19 protein-coding genes are annotated in these 16,925 nt (G+C 61.8%); 5 read left to right on the top strand and 14 right to left on the bottom strand.

Translation table 11 applies throughout. The features are described from left to right. Positions 1-32 precede the first annotated feature (32 nt). The 9 genes from AC07XZ_RS12700 to AC07XZ_RS12660 form a co-directional block, all read right to left on the bottom strand. A complete protein-coding gene (locus tag AC07XZ_RS12700; RefSeq protein WP_007954993.1) occupies positions 33-797 on the bottom strand; it encodes an ABC transporter ATP-binding protein in 765 nt (254 codons plus the stop codon). 13 nt (positions 798-810) lie between these two features. Then, positions 811-1,929, bottom strand: a complete 1,119-nt coding sequence (locus AC07XZ_RS12695; RefSeq protein ID WP_102686592.1) for a succinylglutamate desuccinylase/aspartoacylase family protein — start codon at positions 1,927-1,929, stop codon at positions 811-813. A 12-nt stretch (positions 1,930-1,941) separates the two neighbouring features. Continuing rightward, positions 1,942-2,652, bottom strand: coding sequence for an ABC transporter permease (locus tag AC07XZ_RS12690; RefSeq protein WP_039771337.1), 711 nt, complete (start codon positions 2,650-2,652; stop codon positions 1,942-1,944). Continuing rightward, the gene (locus AC07XZ_RS12685; RefSeq protein WP_102686593.1) at positions 2,649-3,377 is read right to left on the bottom strand and encodes an ABC transporter permease; all 729 of its coding nucleotides are present in this window, start codon (positions 3,375-3,377) and stop codon (positions 2,649-2,651) included. Before AC07XZ_RS12685 ends, AC07XZ_RS12690 begins: the two co-directional genes overlap by 4 nt. A gap of 56 nt (positions 3,378-3,433) precedes the next feature. Beyond that, entirely contained in the window at positions 3,434-4,216 is a 783-nt protein-coding gene (locus tag AC07XZ_RS12680; protein WP_011332769.1) for a transporter substrate-binding domain-containing protein, read from the bottom strand. Between the two features lie 350 nt (positions 4,217-4,566). After that, the gene (locus AC07XZ_RS12675; RefSeq protein ID WP_102686594.1) at positions 4,567-6,255 is read right to left on the bottom strand and encodes an ATP-dependent DNA ligase; all 1,689 of its coding nucleotides are present in this window, start codon (positions 6,253-6,255) and stop codon (positions 4,567-4,569) included. Then, complete coding sequence (locus tag AC07XZ_RS12670) at positions 6,252-7,286, bottom strand: ligase-associated DNA damage response exonuclease (RefSeq protein WP_102686595.1); 1,035 nt, start codon at positions 7,284-7,286, stop codon at positions 6,252-6,254. Before AC07XZ_RS12670 ends, AC07XZ_RS12675 begins: the two co-directional genes overlap by 4 nt. Before the next feature lie 305 nt (positions 7,287-7,591). Beyond that, positions 7,592-10,042 carry a penicillin acylase family protein gene (locus AC07XZ_RS12665; protein ID WP_102686596.1) on the bottom strand — a complete coding sequence of 817 codons (2,451 nt, stop codon included), beginning with the start codon at positions 10,040-10,042 and terminating at the stop codon, positions 7,592-7,594. Between the two features lie 144 nt (positions 10,043-10,186). Further along, the gene (locus AC07XZ_RS12660) at positions 10,187-10,831 is read right to left on the bottom strand and encodes a glutathione binding-like protein (protein WP_102686597.1); all 645 of its coding nucleotides are present in this window, start codon (positions 10,829-10,831) and stop codon (positions 10,187-10,189) included. Between the two features lie 147 nt (positions 10,832-10,978). On the opposite strand from AC07XZ_RS12660, the gene AC07XZ_RS12655 reads away from it, so the two are divergent. Next, on the top strand, positions 10,979-11,536 hold the full coding sequence (locus tag AC07XZ_RS12655; protein WP_102686598.1) for a cysteine hydrolase family protein: 558 nt from the start codon (positions 10,979-10,981) through the stop codon (positions 11,534-11,536). Between the two features lie 148 nt (positions 11,537-11,684). Here the strand turns inward: AC07XZ_RS12655 and AC07XZ_RS12650 are convergent, their stop codons facing one another. From AC07XZ_RS12650 to AC07XZ_RS12635, 4 genes are read right to left on the bottom strand one after another with little or no spacing between them, the layout of a single operon-like run. Beyond that, entirely contained in the window at positions 11,685-11,891 is a 207-nt protein-coding gene (locus AC07XZ_RS12650; RefSeq protein ID WP_007955014.1) for an SEC-C metal-binding domain-containing protein, read from the bottom strand. 5 nt (positions 11,892-11,896) lie between these two features. After that, a complete protein-coding gene (locus tag AC07XZ_RS12645; protein WP_085748178.1) occupies positions 11,897-12,382 on the bottom strand; it encodes an LEA/WHy family protein in 486 nt (161 codons plus the stop codon). Between the two features lie 31 nt (positions 12,383-12,413). Then, the gene (locus AC07XZ_RS12640) at positions 12,414-12,890 is read right to left on the bottom strand and encodes a YchJ family protein (protein ID WP_064382925.1); all 477 of its coding nucleotides are present in this window, start codon (positions 12,888-12,890) and stop codon (positions 12,414-12,416) included. Between the two features lie 4 nt (positions 12,891-12,894). Next, the gene (locus AC07XZ_RS12635) at positions 12,895-13,392 is read right to left on the bottom strand and encodes a DUF6231 family protein (RefSeq protein ID WP_011332778.1); all 498 of its coding nucleotides are present in this window, start codon (positions 13,390-13,392) and stop codon (positions 12,895-12,897) included. A 199-nt stretch (positions 13,393-13,591) separates the two neighbouring features. Between AC07XZ_RS12635 and AC07XZ_RS12630 the strand changes: the two genes are divergently transcribed. From AC07XZ_RS12630 to AC07XZ_RS12615, 4 genes are all read left to right on the top strand, one after another. Beyond that, positions 13,592-14,287: a PA1041 family peptidoglycan-binding anchor lipoprotein gene (locus AC07XZ_RS12630; RefSeq protein WP_011332779.1), complete on the top strand. Its 696-nt coding sequence runs from the start codon at positions 13,592-13,594 to the stop codon at positions 14,285-14,287. 89 nt (positions 14,288-14,376) lie between these two features. Beyond that, the gene (locus tag AC07XZ_RS12625; protein ID WP_102686599.1) at positions 14,377-15,099 is read left to right on the top strand and encodes a PA1041 family peptidoglycan-binding anchor lipoprotein; all 723 of its coding nucleotides are present in this window, start codon (positions 14,377-14,379) and stop codon (positions 15,097-15,099) included. A gap of 162 nt (positions 15,100-15,261) precedes the next feature. After that, positions 15,262-15,540 (top strand): DUF1145 domain-containing protein, encoded by a 279-nt coding sequence (locus tag AC07XZ_RS12620; RefSeq protein WP_085748180.1) that lies wholly within the window; start codon positions 15,262-15,264, stop codon positions 15,538-15,540. Continuing rightward, a complete protein-coding gene (locus AC07XZ_RS12615; RefSeq protein WP_085748181.1) occupies positions 15,533-16,291 on the top strand; it encodes a collagen pro alpha-chain precursor in 759 nt (252 codons plus the stop codon). The genes AC07XZ_RS12620 and AC07XZ_RS12615 overlap by 8 nt, the downstream gene beginning before the upstream one ends. A gap of 78 nt (positions 16,292-16,369) precedes the next feature. Here the strand turns inward: AC07XZ_RS12615 and AC07XZ_RS12610 are convergent, their stop codons facing one another. Beyond that, a complete protein-coding gene (locus tag AC07XZ_RS12610; RefSeq protein WP_064382929.1) occupies positions 16,370-16,834 on the bottom strand; it encodes a CopD family protein in 465 nt (154 codons plus the stop codon). Between the last annotated feature and the right edge of the window lie 91 nt (positions 16,835-16,925).

Here is a 16,925-nt window from a genome sequence, read left to right as displayed (position 1 = left end):
CCTTCAGTGACCGCGCCGGCCGGGCAATAGTTTTACTTGAGATTGCCGCTCAGGAATTGCTTCAGGCGTTCGCTTTTCGGATTGCCCAGCACTTCTTCGGGCGCGCCTTCTTCTTCCACCAGCCCCTGATGCAGGAACAGCACCTGGCTCGAGACCTTGCGCGCAAAGCTCATTTCATGGGTGACCATGATCATGGTCCGGCCTTCCTCGGCCAGGCCCTGAATCACCTTGAGCACTTCGCCAACCAGCTCCGGGTCGAGTGCCGAAGTCGGTTCGTCGAACAGCATGACTTCCGGCTCCATGGCCAAGGCCCGGGCAATCGCCACCCGTTGTTGCTGGCCGCCGGAGAGGAACGCCGGGTACTGATCCGCCACCCGCGCCGGCAGACCGACCTTTTCCAGATAGCGCCGGGCGCGGTCGTCGGCTTCCTGCTTGCTGCAACCCAGCACCCGGCGCGGGGCCATGGTGATGTTTTCCAGCACGGTCATGTGGCTCCACAGGTTGAAGTGCTGGAACACCATGGCCAGGCGGGTGCGCAGGCGTTGCAGTTCATCGGCGTCGGCCACGTGCATGCCGTGGCGGTCGGTGACCATGCGGATCGCCTGGCCGTCGAGGCTCATTGCGCCGTCGTTGGGTTGTTCGAGAAAGTTGATGCAGCGCAAAAAGGTGCTTTTACCCGAGCCGCTGGCGCCGATCAGGCTGATCACGTCGCCGGTCTTGGCCTTGAGCGAGACGCCTTTGAGCACCTGATGGTCGCCATAGCTTTTGTGCAGGCCTTCAACGGTCAATTTGTACATGGGACAGGCATCCTCAAGGCGAAAGTAGATAGCCGCTGCGATAGGCTTCGGCGCCCGCGACGTGGGCGATCACCATCCCGGCAGTGGCCATGCGCCGCAGCGAGCGGGCATAGAGCAGACCGGAAGCGGTGCAATGGACTGGCGTGACCCGCTCGCTGATCGGGTCGATGATTTCGGCGATTTTCTGCCCGGCTTCCAGAAGCTGGCCGGGTGTGGCGCTGTACACCAGCAGCCCGCCGACGGGAGTGGCCACCGGTTCCACACCGGCCAGCGGTGTGGCGGGATGTGGCAGGGCCGGCAAGGCTTTGGGTTCGCCGACAATGGCGCCGAAGTGGATCAGGTAATCGATCAGCGCCTGGCAATCGCGACTGGCCAGCGGATGGGTGACATCCCCCTGACCGCGCAACTCGACGGTGACCGAAAAGCTGCCGAGCGGAATCTCGAAGTGTTCGCCGAAGCGCTCCTTCAATTGCCACCACAGCAGGGTGAAGCACTCATCGAATGACTGTCCGCCGGAGTCGGTGGCCAGCAGGCTCGCCTGGGATTCGATATAGCGCGCCAGCGGCTCGACCTGCGGCCAGGCCTCGGGCGTGGTGTAAAGGTGAACCACGGATTCGAAATCGCAATGCAGGTCGAGCACCATGTCCGCATCACAGGCCAGCCGTTGCAGGGTCAGGCGCTGGGATTGCAGCTGAGTCGTGGCGGTGTGGCGGGCGAGGGCGTTGCGCAGGCTCGAACGGATCAGCTCGAGGTTGCGCTGCGGGTCGTCGCACAGCTGCGCTTCGATTTCGTTGCCGATTTCTTCGCTGAGGTCGACGAACCAGCGGTTGAAATTCTGCCCGCTCTCCAGCTCGTAGCGGCCCAGCGGCACATCCATCAGCACCTGTTCGAGGCCGACCGGGTTGGCTACCGGCACCAGCACGATTTCGCTGCGCAGGCGGCCGGCGGCTTCCAGCTCCGCCAGACGCTGCTTGAGGTGCCAGGCCACGAGCATGCCGGGCAGTTCGTCGGCATGCAGCGAGGACTGGATGTAAATCTTGCCCTGGGCCTTGTCCGGGCCGAAGTGAAAACTGTGGATCTGTCGTGCGGTCCCCGGCAGCGGGGCCAGCAGGTCGTGTATCTGGTGGCGCATCTCAAAAGGGTCCTAGTGGGTCGGGCCAAGGAAGGCCAGCCATCGGCGTTCGGCAAGGCGGAACAGGCCGACCAGCGCAAAGGTGATGGTCAGGTAGATCAGCGCGGCGATGCCGAACGACTGGAAGGTCAGGAAGGTCGCCGAGTTGGCGTCCCGTGCAACTTTCAGGATGTCGGGGATGGTCGCGGTAAAAGCCACGGTGGTCGAATGCAGCATCAGGATCACTTCGTTGCTGTAGTACGGCAACGAACGGCGCAGCGCCGACGGCATGATCACGTAGGCATACAGCTTCCAGCCGGTCAGGCCGTAGGCCTTGGCCGCTTCGACTTCGCCGTGGTTCATGCTGCGGATGGCCCCGGCGAAAATCTCCGTGGTGTAGGCGCAAGTATTAAGGGCGAAGGCCAGGATCGTGCAGTTCATCGCATCGCGAAAGAAACTGTCGAGCAGCGGTTGTGCACGCACGGCGGCCAGGCTGTAGATCCCGGTGTAGCAGATCAGTAACTGGATATAGAGCGGCGTGCCACGGAACAGGTAGGTGTAGAACTGCACCGGCCAGCGGATGTAGAAGTGCGGCGAGACCCGGGCAATCGACAGCGGTATCGACACGAGGAAACCGAAGAAGATCGAAGCGCTGAGCAGCCACATCGTCATCGCCAGCCCGGTGATGTTCTGGCCGTCGGTATAAAGGAAGGCTTTCCAGTATTCCTGCAGGAGTTCGATCATCGTACGGCCTCCCGGGCACCGGCGGCGTAGCGGCGTTCGAGCCAGCGCAGGATGAAGTTCGAGGCACTGGTGATCAGCAGGTAAATCAACGCGGCGAGGACCAGGAAGTAAAACAGTTGATAGGTGCTCTTGCCGGCGTCTTGCGCAGCCTTGACCAGATCGGCCAGGCCGATGATCGAAACCAGCGCGGTGGCCTTGAGCATCACCATCCAGTTGTTGCCGATGCCCGGTAGGGCGAAGCGCATCATTTGCGGAAACACCACGAAACGAAAGCGCTGACCGCGCTTGAGGCCATAGGCGGTGGCGGCTTCGACCTGACCGCGCGGCACGGCGAGAATCGCCCCGCGAAAGGTTTCAGTGAAGTACGCGCCATAAATGAAGCCCAGGGTCAGGACCCCGGCGCTGAACGGGTCAATCTCGATGTATTCCCATTCCATGTAGTCGGTGAGCGTCGTCAGCCAGGTTTGCAGGCTGTAGAAGATCAGCAGCATCAGCACCAGGTCCGGCACCCCGCGAATCAGCGTGGTGTAGAGCTGGGCGGGCAGGCGCAGCAGTTTGACTTTTGACAGCTTGGCACTGGCGCCGAGCAGGCCGAGCAACACGGCCACCAGCAGCGACAACGCCGATAATTTGATGGTCATCCAGGTGCCTTCCAACAGCAAAGGGCCAAAACCCTTGAGGCTGAAGGCGGAGAGCCCCAGATTTTGTAAGAGGTTTTCGAACATAAATCAGCAACCTGACTGAATGAAAAAGGCGCCCATCGAGGATGGGCGCCGGGGCATTATTTGCCGCTGTACAGATTCAGATCGCCAAAGTGTTTCTTTTGAATCTCGGCGTATTTGCCATCATCGTGTAACGCTTTGATACCTTTATCCAAAAGCGCTTTCAGCTCGGTGTTACCTTTCTTAATACCGACAGCGGTCTTGGCTGGCAGCAAGTGGTTGTCGACCGGCTTGCTGACTTCATAATCAGCGCCTTGCGGCGACTTCAGAAAGCCCAGTTCGGCCTGCAGCATGTCCTGAATGCCCGCATCGAGACGGCCGGAAGTCAGGTCGGAATACACCTGGTCCTGATTCTGATAGGCCTGGGTTTTCACGCCGGCCTTGTCCAGCACGGCTTTGGCATAGGCTTCCTGGATGGTGCCTTGCTCGTAACCGACGGTTTTGCCTTTCAGCGAGGCGACGTCGTCGGTGATACCCGAACCTTTTTTCGACACGTAGGCCGTCGGGCCGGAGAACAGCTCGCTGGAGAAGTCGATGACTTTTTCGCGGGCTTCGGTAACGGTCATCGACGAGATCACACCGTCGAATTTATTGGCCTTGAGGCCCGGAATCATACCGTCGAAGTCACTTTCGACCCATTTGCACTTGACCTTCAGCTCGGCGCAGATCGCGTTGCCCAGATCGATGTCGAAGCCAACCAGGCTGCCGTCTGCCGCTTTCGACTCGAACGGTGCGTAGGAAGGGTCAACGCCAAACCGCAGTTCTTTGTATTCCTTGGCCAGCGCGGAGCCGGCGGCCATGCACAACGCCAGTGCAGAAAGGGTCAGCAATGCTTTTTTCATTATTCAATCCCTAAGAACCAATATGAGCGCTTGTGGCGCGGAATGATTGTTACTGGAGCGCTTACGACTTATAGAAAGTAGCAATTTCCGAACCAGAGTCCCGAACAAGTGTTTTAAAAGGTGCAGGAAGTGCATGCCGGGGCCGGTCAGTGCACGAAAACGGGCGCGACGGAAAAGCTGCACCAAGTTGGTTCGGAGGTGATCGTTCCCACGTCGAGGCGTCGAACCGTCCGCGTGGGAATGCAGCCCGGGACGCTCAGTCCCAAAGCGGACGCAGAGCGTCCATTGAGGCATTCCCACGCGGAGCGTGGGAACGATCGGGGTTAGGGGGGAGTATCGTTGGGAAGGAGTCAGACCAACAGGTTTTGCAAGGTCGCCAGGCTGTCGGCCTCGTCCACGGTCTTGTCCTGGCGCCAGCGCAGCATGCGCGGGAAGCGCACGGCGATGCCGCTCTTGTGCCGGCGGGAGAGGGCGATGCCTTCGAAGCCCAGTTCGAATACCAGGCTCGGCTTCACGCTGCTGACCGGGCCGAATTTTTCCACCGTGGTCTTGCGCACGATGCTGTCGACCTCGCGCATTTCCGCGTCGGTCAGCCCTGAATAGGCCTTGGCGAATGGCACCAGTGACCTTGCACTGGATCCCGGCGGGCCGTCCCACACCGCAAAAGTGTAATCGCTGTAGAGGCTGGCGCGCCGGCCATGTCCGCGCTGGGCGTAGATCAACACCGCGTCGACGCTGAACGGGTCGACCTTCCATTTCCACCACACGCCCATGTCCTTGGTGCGGCCAACGCCGTACATCGCGTCGCGAGCCTTGAGCATCATGCCTTCGACCCCCAGGCGCCTGGAGGCCTCGCGCTGGCGGGCGAGGTCGAACCAGTCGTCACCCGTCAGAATCGGCGAAGGCAGCAGTACCGGGTTGTTGCAGTGGGCGATAACTTGTTCCAGTTGTTCACGACGCCTGGCCTGAGGCTGGTTGCGCCAGTCTTCGCCCTGCCATTCGAGCAGGTCGTAGGCGAGTACCACCACCGGCGCGTCTTCAAGGATTTTCCGGTCCAGTGACTTGCGACCAATCCGTTGCTGCAACAGCGCGAACGGTTGCACCGCCGGAGTTTCTGTCGACTGCGGATCGAATGCGTCTTCGGTGACCGGGCGCTGGTTTTTCCACACCACGATCTCGCCGTCGATCACCGTGCCATCGGGTAAACCGTGCAGCAGCGTGTCGAGTTCGGGAAAGCGCTCGGTCACCAATTCCTCGCCCCGCGACCAGACCCACAGTTTTCCGTCGCGCTTGACCACTTGTGCGCGAATGCCATCCCACTTCCATTCCACCTGCCAGTTACTGGCCGGCCCGAGCAGTGCGTCGAAGGTTTCCACCGGTTGCGCCAAGGCGTGGGCGAGGAAGAACGGGTAGGGCTGGCCGCCGCGCTGGGCGTGTTCGTCGCTGGATTCAGGGGCGATCAGTTTCAGGTAACTCGCAGCGTTGGGTCGGTTGGACAGGTCGGTGTAACCCACCAATCGTTGCGCCACGCGTTTGCTGTCGAGCCCGGCCATGGAAGCCAGGGCGCGGGTCACCAGCAATTTGGACACGCCGACCCGGAAGCTGCCGGTGATCAGTTTGATGCACAGCATCAGACTCGGCCGATCCAGTTGCGCCCACAGTGCGGGTAACTGGTGAGCGAGGTAATCCGGGGTTTCACCGCGCAGGGGCAGCAGTTTGTCTTCGATCCACTCGGCGAGCCCGGCCTCGGAGGTGTGCGGTTGTTCCGGCAGCACCAGCGAAATGGTTTCCGCCAGATCGCCGACCGCTTGATAACTTTCCTCGAACAGCCACGGGGCCAGGCCGGACACCTCGACCGCGAGATCGCGCAGGATCCGCACCGGCACCAGTTGCCGAGGCCGCCCGCCGGACAAAAAGTACACCGCCCACGCGGCATCCTGCGGTTGCGCCTGGGCGAAGTAGGTTTGCATGGCCGCCAGTTTGGCGTTGCTCGAGGTGGTGGCGTCGAGTTCGGCGTACAACCCGGCGAAGTCTTTCATGGTTGCACCTCGGCAACGACGGGCGTGGCGGTGGATAGCTCTTCTTCATCGTCACCGTATTCGGTGTTGAAACCTTGGGCGTCCAGACCCTGCTCGCGCAGATGGCGCACCAGCACGCCAATCGAGCCGTGGGTGACCATCACCCGTTCGGCGCCGGTCTGTTCGATGGCCCACAACAGGCCGGGCCAGTCGGCGTGATCCGAGAGCACGAAACCGCGATCGACCCCGCGCCGCCGGCGGGTGCCGCGCAGGCGCATCCAGCCGCTGGCGAAGCTGTCGCTGTAATCGCCGAACCGGCGCATCCAACTGCTGCCGCCGGCCGACGGCGGGGCGATGACCAGCGCCTGACGCATCATCGGGTCGTTCTTCTTCACATCGCCGGCGTAGATGGTTGGCGGCAGATAGACGCCGGCCTCGCGGTACACGCGGTTCAGCGGCTCGACCGCCCCGTGGCTGAGGATTGGCCCGAGGGTTTCATCGATGCCGTGCAGAATCCGCTGGGCCTTGCCGAACGAATAGCAAAACAGCACGCTGGCCTTGCCGGCTTCGATGTTGGCCTGCCACCACTGATTGATCTCGGCGAACACCTGCGCCTGCGGCTGCCAGCGGTAGATCGGCAGACCGAAGGTCGATTCGGTGATGAAGGTGTGGCAGCGCACCGGTTCGAAGGGGGCGCAGGTGCCGTCGGGTTCGATCTTGTAATCGCCGGACGCGACCCAGACTTCGCCGCCGTATTCCAGCCGCACCTGAGCCGAGCCGAGCACATGGCCGGCGGGATGAAAACTTAAGGTGACACCGTGATGGGTCAGGCGCTGGCCGTAGTCGAGGGTTTGCAGGTTGATGTCCGCGCCCAGACGCGCGCGCAGAATCCCTTCGCCGGCGCTGGCAGCCAGGTAATGCTGGTTGCCGCCACGGGCATGATCGCCATGGGCATGGGTGATCACCGAGCGCTCGACGGGCCGCCACGGGTCAATGTAGAAATCCCCGGCAGGGCAGTAGAGGCCTTCGGGGCGGGCGATAACAAGGTCCATGGCGTTACCGGAATGGAGGGACTTGTTAGCTATGAGGTTGGCGCGAAGTCAGAAGTTCTATTGATTTTCAAAAGCACCCTCACCCCAGCCCTCTCCCAGAGGGAGAGGGAGTCTACGGAGGCGTCTGGCGAGGTATATCGACCTGTGAGATCGAGTCGACTATGGATCTTTCAAGCAGCAATACGAATCTGGATTCGGTGCAGCAAGTTCAGGTCGGCGAACTTCTTGAACATCCCCCGATCAGTCCCCTCTCCCTAAGGGAGAGGGTTAGGGTGAGGGGGCTTTTGATCTTTTGGGGAGTAGGCCTATTTCCCAGGGGTTAGGGTCAATCGCGTCTTGCCATAAACCCGGTCAAAGTTCTGCGGCTGCATCGGCAAGCCGATGTACTGGCCCTTGAGCCACGGATCGATGCCGTTCAGGTAGTTCGGGCTCACCGGATTCCCGGACTGCCCCGTCCCGTTCTGCCCCATCAACGGTTCGCTCTGACCAAAGTCGACAATGAAACGCATCGACGGCGCACGCGTGGTGTTGAAATCCTGGCCCCAGGCAAACGCCGCCGTGTTGAGGGTGGTGTGGTCACCGCCCGCCGCGATTGGGCCGCGAACGGTCTGGCCGTTGGCATTCTTCCACTCGTAACGGTGCAGTTTGCCCCACTGCCAGGCCCGGCGGTCGCCGCCCAATTGGCTGTCGCCGGCGCTGATCGCTGCCGCCAGACTGCGGGCGAGGATCGCCGGTTTGTCTTCTTTTTGCGGGGTGCGGGCGTCGTCCCAGAATGGACTGTCTTCGCGGCCCAGCAAGTGATCGGCCTGGGCGGCGTAGGACAAGTCGCCGTTGGCGATAAACGCTTTCCACGCCGGGCTGTTTTGCGGGCCGAGTTCGTCGAGGAAGATCTGCTTCATGCTTTCCTGCAGGAACAGCTCGTAGATTGCCGCGTCGGCGGAGGTCGGGCTGAGCTTGCCGTCGAAGGCCATCAAGCGGGTGTACGCCTCGCGGGCCTTGCTGCGCTCGACTTCCGGCAGGCCGTCGACCGCCTGTTTCAGCGGCTGCGCCATGCCCGGCGCCTCGAACATTTTCTTCAGTTTGGCAGCGAAGGTGGTGGTCTGGTCGTACTGCATGGCGATCACACTGCGACCGTCGTGTTTACCGCTGCCGGCCAGTTCAGCCAGGCGCTCGCCACGTTCCGGCGCCGCCCAGGAATTGGACAGTTGCATGCCGTAGCCGTGAGGAATGACCCGCTGGTTGGCCGTGCCGAGCCAGCCCTGGGCCGGGTCCTGATCGTAGGGGTGCAGCATCGGGTCGGCGTAACCGTCCCAGTCGTAGCGACCTTCCCAGCCCGGCGACGGCAGCAGGCCTTCGCCTTCACGGCGGTTCGGGAAGCGCCCGGTAACTTGCCAGCCAATGTTGCTGGCGTCGGCAAACACCAGATTCAGCGCGATGGCGCGGATTTCCCGACTGGCGTCCGAGGCGCGCTCAACGTTCTGTGCACGGCTCAGATCGAAAAATGCATCGAGGGATTTGTCGTCGGTGAAGCTCGGCGTCTGCAAGGCCAGGCCAAAACCTGCGCCCTGAGCGGCAGCCTGGGTGCTGTTGAGCAGCGCGCCATGGCGGGTTTCGTACACCGCTTCGCGAATCGGCCGCTGGCCTTTGACGAAGTAGGTTTCGTTGCGCACGGCGACCGGTTGCCATTTGCCGTTGACCTCGTAGGACAACGTGCTGCCCTGACGACGGATTTTTTCCAGGAACAGGTCCTGGTTATCGCCGAGCACGCTGGTCAGGCTCCACGCCACCTTGCCGTTGAAACCGCCGAGCACCATCGGCAGACCGGCCACGGTCACGCCGGCGGCCTGGTATTTCGGTGCACGAATCTGCACGAAACTCCACAGCGACGGCGCGGCCAGCGGGCCATGGCTGTCGCTGGCCAGCAGGCTCTTCCCGCTGCGGCTGCGTTGCGGGGCGATGGCCCAGTTGTTCGACGACTGAGTGCCCAGCAGGTTGAGGGCGGCCAGTTGTTCAGTGGCGTTGCTCAGTTCCGTCAGCCCCGGAATCTGCCCGTTGAGCTTGATGCCTTGCAGCTTGTCGGCTTCGGCCAGCGGCAGATTTTCGTCGGGAGCGGACGGGGTCAGCCACGCCAGTTTGTCGTTGGTCACAGTCTGCGCCAGCACCAGCGAAGCGATTTCTTCCGGCAGGTTGGCCGACTGGCTGAAGTTCAGCAGGCAGAAGATCAGCGCCGAATCTTCCGGTTTCCAGTATTCAGGCTTGTAGCCGCTGGAAGCCAGATCCCCCGGCAGTTTGTCGGCGTAGCGGAACAGGTAGGCGTTGACGCCCCGGGCATAGACCTCGAAGAAGCGCTTGAGCCGTGGCGACGAAGCCTTGTACAGCTCGCCGGCGCTTTTCTTCAGGTTGACGGCGCGCATGTAGCGGTCGGCGTCGAGCATCGACGAACCGGACATTTCCGCCAGACGGCCCTGAGCCAGCAGGCGCAGGGTGACCATCTGATTGATCCGGTCGCTGGCGTGCACGTAACCGAGGGCGAACAGTGCGTCGTGGAAGCTGTTGCTTTCGATCAGCGGCATGCCCATGGCATTGCGGCGTACCGAAACGTTCTGCGCCAGGCCCTTGAGCGGCTGCACACCGGAGGTCGGTGGGAGGGTGTCCTGGGCGTTCCAGGTCTGACAACCGGTCAGGCTCAGAACACCGGCCACTGCTGCGGCAACGCCGAACCGGGGAAGAAAATGTGAAAGGGCTGGCGAGGCCATGGCAAAGCTCCTGCGGGGGTGTAGAGGCTGGGGGCGCAATAAAGCCGCTACGTTAGTGAGCAGGAGGGGGCCGCGCAAGCGGGGCGAGCGGTTATTTCTTCCCGTTGATCGTTCCCGCGCACGGGAACGATCAGGCCGGGTGACTCAAGCCTTCGGCGGATTGATCTTCTGCACCAGCGCGTAGGCCTTCACGGTCGCCGGGCGATCCTTGATGTGGTTGAACCAGCGTTGCACGTTCGGGAAGTCTTCCAGGTTCTGGCTCTGCCACTTGTGGGAGACGATCCACGGGTAGATCGCCATGTCGGCGATGCTGTATTCGCTGCCGGCGATGAACTCATTGTTGGCCAATTGCTTGTCCAGCACCCCGTACAGGCGCGCGGTTTCATCGATGTAGCGCTTGATCGCGTAGGGGATTTTTTCCGGCGCGAACTGGCTGAAATGATGGTTCTGCCCGGCCATCGGCCCCAGCCCGCCCATTTGCCAGAACAACCATTGCAGCGCCACCTGGCGGCCACGCAGATCCTTGGGCAGGAACTTGCCGGTCTTTTCCGCGAGGTACAGCAGAATCGCCCCGGACTCGAACAGCGACAACGGCTCGCCACCATCAGCCGGTTCATGATCGACGATGGCCGGGATGCGGTTGTTCGGTGCGATTTTCAGAAAGTGCGGCTGGAACTGCTCGCCCTGGCTGATGTTGATCGGGTGCACGTCGTAGCGCAGGCCCGCTTCTTCGAGGAACAGGGAAATCTTGTGGCCGTTGGGCGTGGTCCAGTAATACAGGTCGATCATGGAAAGCTCCAAATCAGAAAAATGGCTTACGTGCGGACAGCAAACGCCGGCTTCAGGTTGTCCTGTGTGCGTTCGATAGCTTGCTTAGTTACAGGAGGTGATGCTCAAGTACGGGAAATTCAATGACCCCGCATGAGAAAAATCGCCATGGAGCTCAAGGCCAACGCTGCACTGATCATCATCGACCAGCAAAAAGGCATTCTGGAACCGCGTCTGGGGCGGCGGAACAATCCGTCGGCCGAGGAGCGGATTCTTGATTTGCTGGGCTTCTGGCGACGCAGCGGGCGGCCGGTGATCCATGTGCAGCACCTGTCGCGCTCGCCGGATTCGGTGTTCTGGCCCGAGCAGTCAGGCGTGGATTTTCAGGAAAGGTTTTCGCCGCAGGACGGCGAGTGGCTGATCCAGAAGCAGGTACCGGATGCGTTTTGTGCCACAGGGCTTGAGGCGAAGTTGCGTGAGGCGGGGATCGGGCAGTTGGTCATCGTCGGCGTGGCGACGAACAACTCGGTGGAATCCACGGCACGCACGGCGGGCAATCTGGGGTTCGAGGCGTGGGTGGCGGAGGATGCGTGCTTTACCTTCGACAAGGCCGATTATTTCGGCACCTTGCGTTCAGCTGAAGAGGTGCATGCGATGTCGCTGGGGAATTTGCACGGGGAGTATGCGACGGTGGTCAGCACCGGGCACATTCTGGCGGCAGGCTGAAAAGCTTACGGTGAATGGGCCGGCCCCTTCGCGAGCAAGCCCGCTCCCACCTTTGCCTGCATTCCGTCAGAAGGAATACGGTCGAATGTGGGAGCGGGCTTGCTCGCGAAAGCGGTGTCTCAGGCGAAGTAGGCTTTCGCCCGAAACATCAAGCGCCGTGGCACTTCTTGAATTTCTTGCCGTTGCCGCATGGGCAAGGGTCGTTGCGGCCAACGTCTTTCAGGGCGTTGCGCACCGGTTCCTGGTGGGCGTGGCCGCAGTTCGGGCCGTGGACATGGCCATGGTCGTGATCATGGTGGTGATGGTCATGATCGTGGTTGCAGTCTGGGCCATGGACATGAGGTTGCTGGGTCATCGGGGTCACTCCGTAATCAAATCGGCGGGGATTATCACGCCATTGCGCGCCAGGTGCACGTAGTGAGCGATGAATAAACCGGTTTCCATCTCGCCCTCCAGTCGATAGGGAATCTGCTGGTGCGGGTTTTTCAGCATTTTCACCACCTCTTTCACCTTCGGCCACAGGTTGGTACGGATCGGTACGTTGTAAAACGCGCTGCTTTTGGGGTTCACCGTGATCCAGTGCTCGTGCTCGCCTTCGGCCAGCAGCATGTCGGCGAGATGTATGCGGTATTCCAGGCCACGCACGGTCAGGTCGCTATCGTTGGGGTTGTCGATGCGAAAGTGCAGGATGAATTTCTGTTCCAGCAATTTGGCGCGCACGACTTCGACTTTCACCAGGTGCACGGCGGGGTCGCGGGAATCGTCGGTAAACCATGACGCGCAGCCGCCAAGCCCGAGAAACACGAACAGTGTGAAAGCCTGAAATGCGCGCCAATGACCGAGCATGGTTTAACTCCCTTTGCTGCCCAGTCTAGCCTCAGCTGCCGAAATACCCCGCACAGCATTTCTTGAACTTCTGGCCGCTGGCGCACGGGCAGGCGTCGTTGCGGCCCAGCTTCAGTTGCACGGTCGGGTCGATGAAGTACCAGCGCCCGCTGTTCTGCACGAACGACGAGCGCTCGCGGTGGCTGTGCTCGCCCTGACCGTCATGCCAGCGCGCGGTGAAGGTGACGAACGCGTGTTCCGGCTGGCCACCGAGCACTTCCGAACTTTCCACGTCCAGACCGAGCCAGGTGCTCTGGGCGCTCCAGTCGCTGATCGACTGGCGATCCAGCCCCGCTTGCTGAGCGGGCAGGGTGGTCGCCACCAGATAATCGATCAGGCCCAGCACATAGGCGCTGTAGCGCGAGCGCATCAGGGCTTCGGCGCACGGGGCCGGGTGGCCGGCGTGATAGTGACCGCAGCAGGCATCCAGCAGGTTGCCGCTGCCGCAAGGGCAAATGGCTGTACTCATTGCATTACCACCAGTATTTCCCGAAGTTTTCCGGATTGGCCCAGAATCGCGAGTTGAGCCAGTCGGGGACTTGTTTGTAGTCAAGCAGATCGTAGGTGAACAGGGTCAATACCTGCTCATCCCGGGCGAAGCGTTCGCTGGCTTGCAGGGCCAGGGAATAAAAATCGGTTTCCTGCCAGCCGCTGGCCGGCAGGTCTGCCAGCACGGCGATGCGGCTGGCGTTGAGGTTGCGGATCCCGCCCAACAGATTCAGGCCGTCGCGCTTGGGCAAATGTTCCAGGCAGTCGACTACCAGCGCCAGGTCGAAACGGCGGGCCGCCAGTTCCGCCGGCAACGCACCGGGCGCGGCGTGCGCGACGCAGGTGTCCGGGTGCGCTTCCTTAAAGGCAGCCAGCGCCGGGAACTCGCTGGCGCCGATCAGCAGCAGACGTGCCGGAGCGTAGCGGTCGAGCAGGGCGGCCAATGCCTGCTGCGGCGTGCGGGAAGAAATGGCGACGTTCATCGAAGCTCCTCAATCAGAGCGCCAAGACTAGCCTGCCCGGACGCCAAGGCCTAGATCTCTGTCCTGCGGGTTTGCGGCAAATTCGTCGAAGTCCCGTGAACAGGCGCACAAACAGCAATGGCCTATTGCTGGCGGAGATTAAAACTCCGGTCTTTACTCCCTGAATCGGTTCTAAGCCGATCCCTCAGGAGAAAACTAGATGAGCATAGTTCGGACAGCATTACCCTTGGTTCTGCTAACCAGTGTGTTGACTGGTTGCGCAGGTTTGCAGAAAACCGACTGGCCGACCTGTGCGGCAGTCGGTGGTGTCGTCGGTGCGGGGCTCGGTGCGACCGAAAGCTCCGCATGGGCGGGGTATGGCGCGTTACTCGTCGGCGGTACGGCAGCAGCCTATTGCTGGGTTCACGGTGATGGCGATGAAGACGGCGATGGTGTGCCGGACAGTCGCGACAAGTGCCCGGGCACGCCTAAAGGCGTACAGGTCGATGCTGACGGCTGCCCTCCACCAGCCCCTGCACCAGTGGTCGAAGAAGCTGTAGTGGTCAAGGAAGAAACCATTGTCATCCGCGATGTTCACTTCCAGTTCGACAAGGCCACGCTGACCCCGGCCGACAAACTGGTCCTGGATAAGGTCGCTTCGCGCCTGAAACAGGAATCCAGCACGGCACAACTGACCGTGACCGGCCACACCGACAGCGTCGGCAGCGATGCCTACAACCAGAAACTGTCGGATCGCCGCGCGCACTCGGTGGTCAAGTACCTGGTCGAGAGCGGTGTACCGCAAAGCAGCTTCGTGTCGGTGACCGGTGCCGGTGAAAGCCAGCCGGTGGCAGACAACAAAACTGCTGACGGTCGTGCGCTGAACCGTCGTACCGAAATCAAAATCAACCGCTAGCCCCCTCGCATCCGCGGCTTGTGCAGTCGCGGATGCGGGTCTTTACTCCTGTGTAACCGGTATGGGCCGGTGACACAGGAGCTTTAACGATGAGTGTTCTTACAAGGTCCGTCTTGCCGGTTCTGCTGCTGGGCAGCCTGTTGACCGGTTGCGCCACCCACAGCGATGGCACCGCTCCCCTCAATCAACGTACCTGGCCGATCTGCAGCCTTATTGGCGGACTGGTCGGCGGCGGTCTCGGCGCGCTCGAAAGTGGCGGCTGGGCCGGCGGTGGCGCTGCGCTGGGGATCCTCACCGGCGGATTGATCTGCTATGCCCAGGATGGCGATGAAGACGACGACGGCGTGTTCGATCGTCGCGACCGTTGCCCCGATACCCCGGCCAACACCCCGGTCGACCACCGTGGCTGCCCGTTGCCGCAATATCCGGTCACCGAGAAACCGGCCGAACCGGCCCCGCAAACCGAAGTCATTACCCTCAACGATGCCGGCAACGTGCTGTTCGACTTCGACAAGTCCGATCTGAAACCGGCCGCGAAAAGCCAGCTGGACACGTTGATGGACAAACTGCGCAATGCCGACGTGGTGAGCATCAAGGTCGTTGGCCACACCGACAGCAAAGGTTCGGATGCCTACAACCAGGCACTTTCGGAACGTCGCGCGAGCAGCGTGGCGGAGTACTTGCTGAGCCAGGGCCTAGCGCCGAACAAACTCACCAGTGAAGGGCGTGGCGAGAGCGAACCGGTCGCCGATAACAACACGGACGAGGGGCGTGCGCAAAACCGTCGGGTGGAACTGCACATCAATCGTTAGGATGCGTCTGTAGTCCGCAGGCTAGAGCTGTCGGTCGATGATCATCGTCGAACCGGCAGCCATCCGGCGGTGGATCGGTTTTTTTCATTTTTCCCTCTGGCTTATCCCCTGCAGAAGCCGTTACTGTGCGCCCAAAGAATAATTCGCAACACGGGGGAGCGTATGAAGGTGTTCTGTGGGCTGGGGCGATTGTTGACCCTGCTGTTCTGCTGCGTGGTGCTGGCCAATCAGCTGGTGCCGTTTGTTCATCCGCTGCACCTGCTGGTCAATCTGGCCGGCGGTCTGCTGCTGTCGATCCACGTGCTCGAAGTGCTGCTGTGCAACCGCAGCCTCAAGGGTCGTCCGCACCCTTGGCGTGATCGTGGCCGCATCCTGTTGTTCGGCGTTTTCCACCTGCAAACCATCCCGGCCCCGGCCGCTCCGGAGGCTTCCCATGCGTAATCTCTGCCTGCTTGCTGCATTCATCAGTCCCCTGGCCTGCGCCCAGGTGGTCAGCGTCGAAACCAACTCGCTGATGCGTCTGCCCAACACTGCCAGCACTCTGCAACTGGAGAAACTGGTGGTCGCCGATTACGGCACTTTGCTGATTCCTTCGAACGTGACCGAGCTGAGTGTCGGCGAATTGCAACTGGGCCATGAAGCGCGCATCGCCATCGTGCCGAGCGAACAGGCGCTGGATATGAAAGTCATCCGCGCTCAACTTGCCGAAGGCAGCCAGATCACCGCCCGTGGTGCACCGGGCACCTACGAAAAAGCCGCCCGCGCCGGGCGCAATCTGAATCTGCAATTCAAGGCGTTGAATGCGCCGAAGCTGGTGGTCGATGCCCGTGGCGGCACCGGTGCGCCGGGTTTTGTCGGGCTCGATGGCGCCAACGGTCAGGAGCCGGGTTGCACCTGGGGCCAGGCGGGACACGGTTTTGATGGCAGCAACGGCAGCGATGGCCAGCCGGGTGCACCGGGCGCGCTGGTGCGTCTTGAAGTGCCGCGCGAGTTTCCGGCCGAGCTGATCAAAGTTGAAGTTGCCGGCGGTGCCGGTGGCCCGGCCGGTCCTGGCGGCAAGCCGGGGGCGGGTGGCAAGTCCAAGGGCTGCCTGGTCTATCGCGCCGACGGCGGCAAGAGCGGCAAGCCGGGGGCCGACGGGCAGCCGGGGCCTGCGGGTGCGGCGGGGTCTGTCACCGTACAGCGCTTGTAATCGATTGCACCTACCCTCTACGTTGATCGTTCCCACGCAGAGCGTGGGAACGATCAGGTATCAGTCAGGGTGCGCTCGTCAGAACGAGGGCCGCGCAGCTGCCACCGCCACCAGCACCACCCCGACCAGCAGATTGAACCCCACCACCTTGCGAATCCGCCCCAGCACCGCCGCACCCGCCGGCCAGTCCTTCGCCTGCACCGCCGTGCGCAGCTCAGGCAGCATCAATGCCTGAATCCGGATGAACAGCGCGGTCATCACCACATACAACCCCATCATCACCTGCACATAGCGCGGCGCGTTATCGAAGGCGATGTGTTGCAGATGCAGCATGCCCACCCCGGTGACCGGCAGCAGAATCACCGCTCCCCACACCCAACGAAAAAAACCTTGAAACACTTCCACCCAGAGCGTCAGGCGCCCGGGGCCGTCCAGTGCCTTCATGGCCGCGGGGCGCAGCACCATCCAGGCGAAAAACATACCGCCGACCCACACCAGCGCGGCCAGTACATGGATGGGGTAAACGAGGCTAAAAGGTGTCATTGGGGTACTCCGTTCTGCGCGGGATCGATTCGCGGGGTATGATAGCCGCCGAACCGAACCACTGAAAATTTATCCAGCGTTTTTTGCGCCC

This window comes from Pseudomonas sp. GW458-11-26-14-LB4, assembly GCF_059423925.1.
This window is presented reverse-complemented; position numbering and strand designations above follow the sequence as displayed.

Bases quoted from the DNA above. Each gene is read 5' to 3' on its own strand.
- AC07XZ_RS12635 (WP_011332778.1), bottom strand. From the start codon at position 13,392: ATGAACGTCGCCATTTCTTCCCGCACGCCGCAGCAGGCATTGGCCGCC.
- AC07XZ_RS12625 (WP_102686599.1), top strand. From the start codon at position 14,377: ATGAGTGTTCTTACAAGGTCCGTCTTGCCGGTTCTGCTGCTGGGCAGC.
- AC07XZ_RS12675 (WP_102686594.1), bottom strand. From the start codon at position 6,255: ATGAAAGACTTCGCCGGGTTGTACGCCGAACTCGACGCCACCACCTCG.
- AC07XZ_RS12700 (WP_007954993.1), bottom strand. From the start codon at position 797: ATGTACAAATTGACCGTTGAAGGCCTGCACAAAAGCTATGGCGACCAT.
- AC07XZ_RS12670 (WP_102686595.1), bottom strand. From the start codon at position 7,286: ATGGACCTTGTTATCGCCCGCCCCGAAGGCCTCTACTGCCCTGCCGGG.
- AC07XZ_RS12690 (WP_039771337.1), bottom strand. From the start codon at position 2,652: ATGATCGAACTCCTGCAGGAATACTGGAAAGCCTTCCTTTATACCGAC.
- AC07XZ_RS12620 (WP_085748180.1), top strand. From the start codon at position 15,262: ATGAAGGTGTTCTGTGGGCTGGGGCGATTGTTGACCCTGCTGTTCTGC.
- AC07XZ_RS12655 (WP_102686598.1), top strand. From the start codon at position 10,979: ATGGAGCTCAAGGCCAACGCTGCACTGATCATCATCGACCAGCAAAAA.
- AC07XZ_RS12680 (WP_011332769.1), bottom strand. From the start codon at position 4,216: ATGAAAAAAGCATTGCTGACCCTTTCTGCACTGGCGTTGTGCATGGCC.
- AC07XZ_RS12645 (WP_085748178.1), bottom strand. From the start codon at position 12,382: ATGCTCGGTCATTGGCGCGCATTTCAGGCTTTCACACTGTTCGTGTTT.
- AC07XZ_RS12695 (WP_102686592.1), bottom strand. From the start codon at position 1,929: ATGCGCCACCAGATACACGACCTGCTGGCCCCGCTGCCGGGGACCGCA.
- AC07XZ_RS12610 (WP_064382929.1), bottom strand. From the start codon at position 16,834: ATGACACCTTTTAGCCTCGTTTACCCCATCCATGTACTGGCCGCGCTG.
- AC07XZ_RS12650 (WP_007955014.1), bottom strand. From the start codon at position 11,891: ATGACCCAGCAACCTCATGTCCATGGCCCAGACTGCAACCACGATCAT.
- AC07XZ_RS12640 (WP_064382925.1), bottom strand. From the start codon at position 12,890: ATGAGTACAGCCATTTGCCCTTGCGGCAGCGGCAACCTGCTGGATGCC.
- AC07XZ_RS12660 (WP_102686597.1), bottom strand. From the start codon at position 10,831: ATGATCGACCTGTATTACTGGACCACGCCCAACGGCCACAAGATTTCC.
- AC07XZ_RS12630 (WP_011332779.1), top strand. From the start codon at position 13,592: ATGAGCATAGTTCGGACAGCATTACCCTTGGTTCTGCTAACCAGTGTG.
- AC07XZ_RS12685 (WP_102686593.1), bottom strand. From the start codon at position 3,377: ATGTTCGAAAACCTCTTACAAAATCTGGGGCTCTCCGCCTTCAGCCTC.
- AC07XZ_RS12615 (WP_085748181.1), top strand. From the start codon at position 15,533: ATGCGTAATCTCTGCCTGCTTGCTGCATTCATCAGTCCCCTGGCCTGC.
- AC07XZ_RS12665 (WP_102686596.1), bottom strand. From the start codon at position 10,042: ATGGCCTCGCCAGCCCTTTCACATTTTCTTCCCCGGTTCGGCGTTGCC.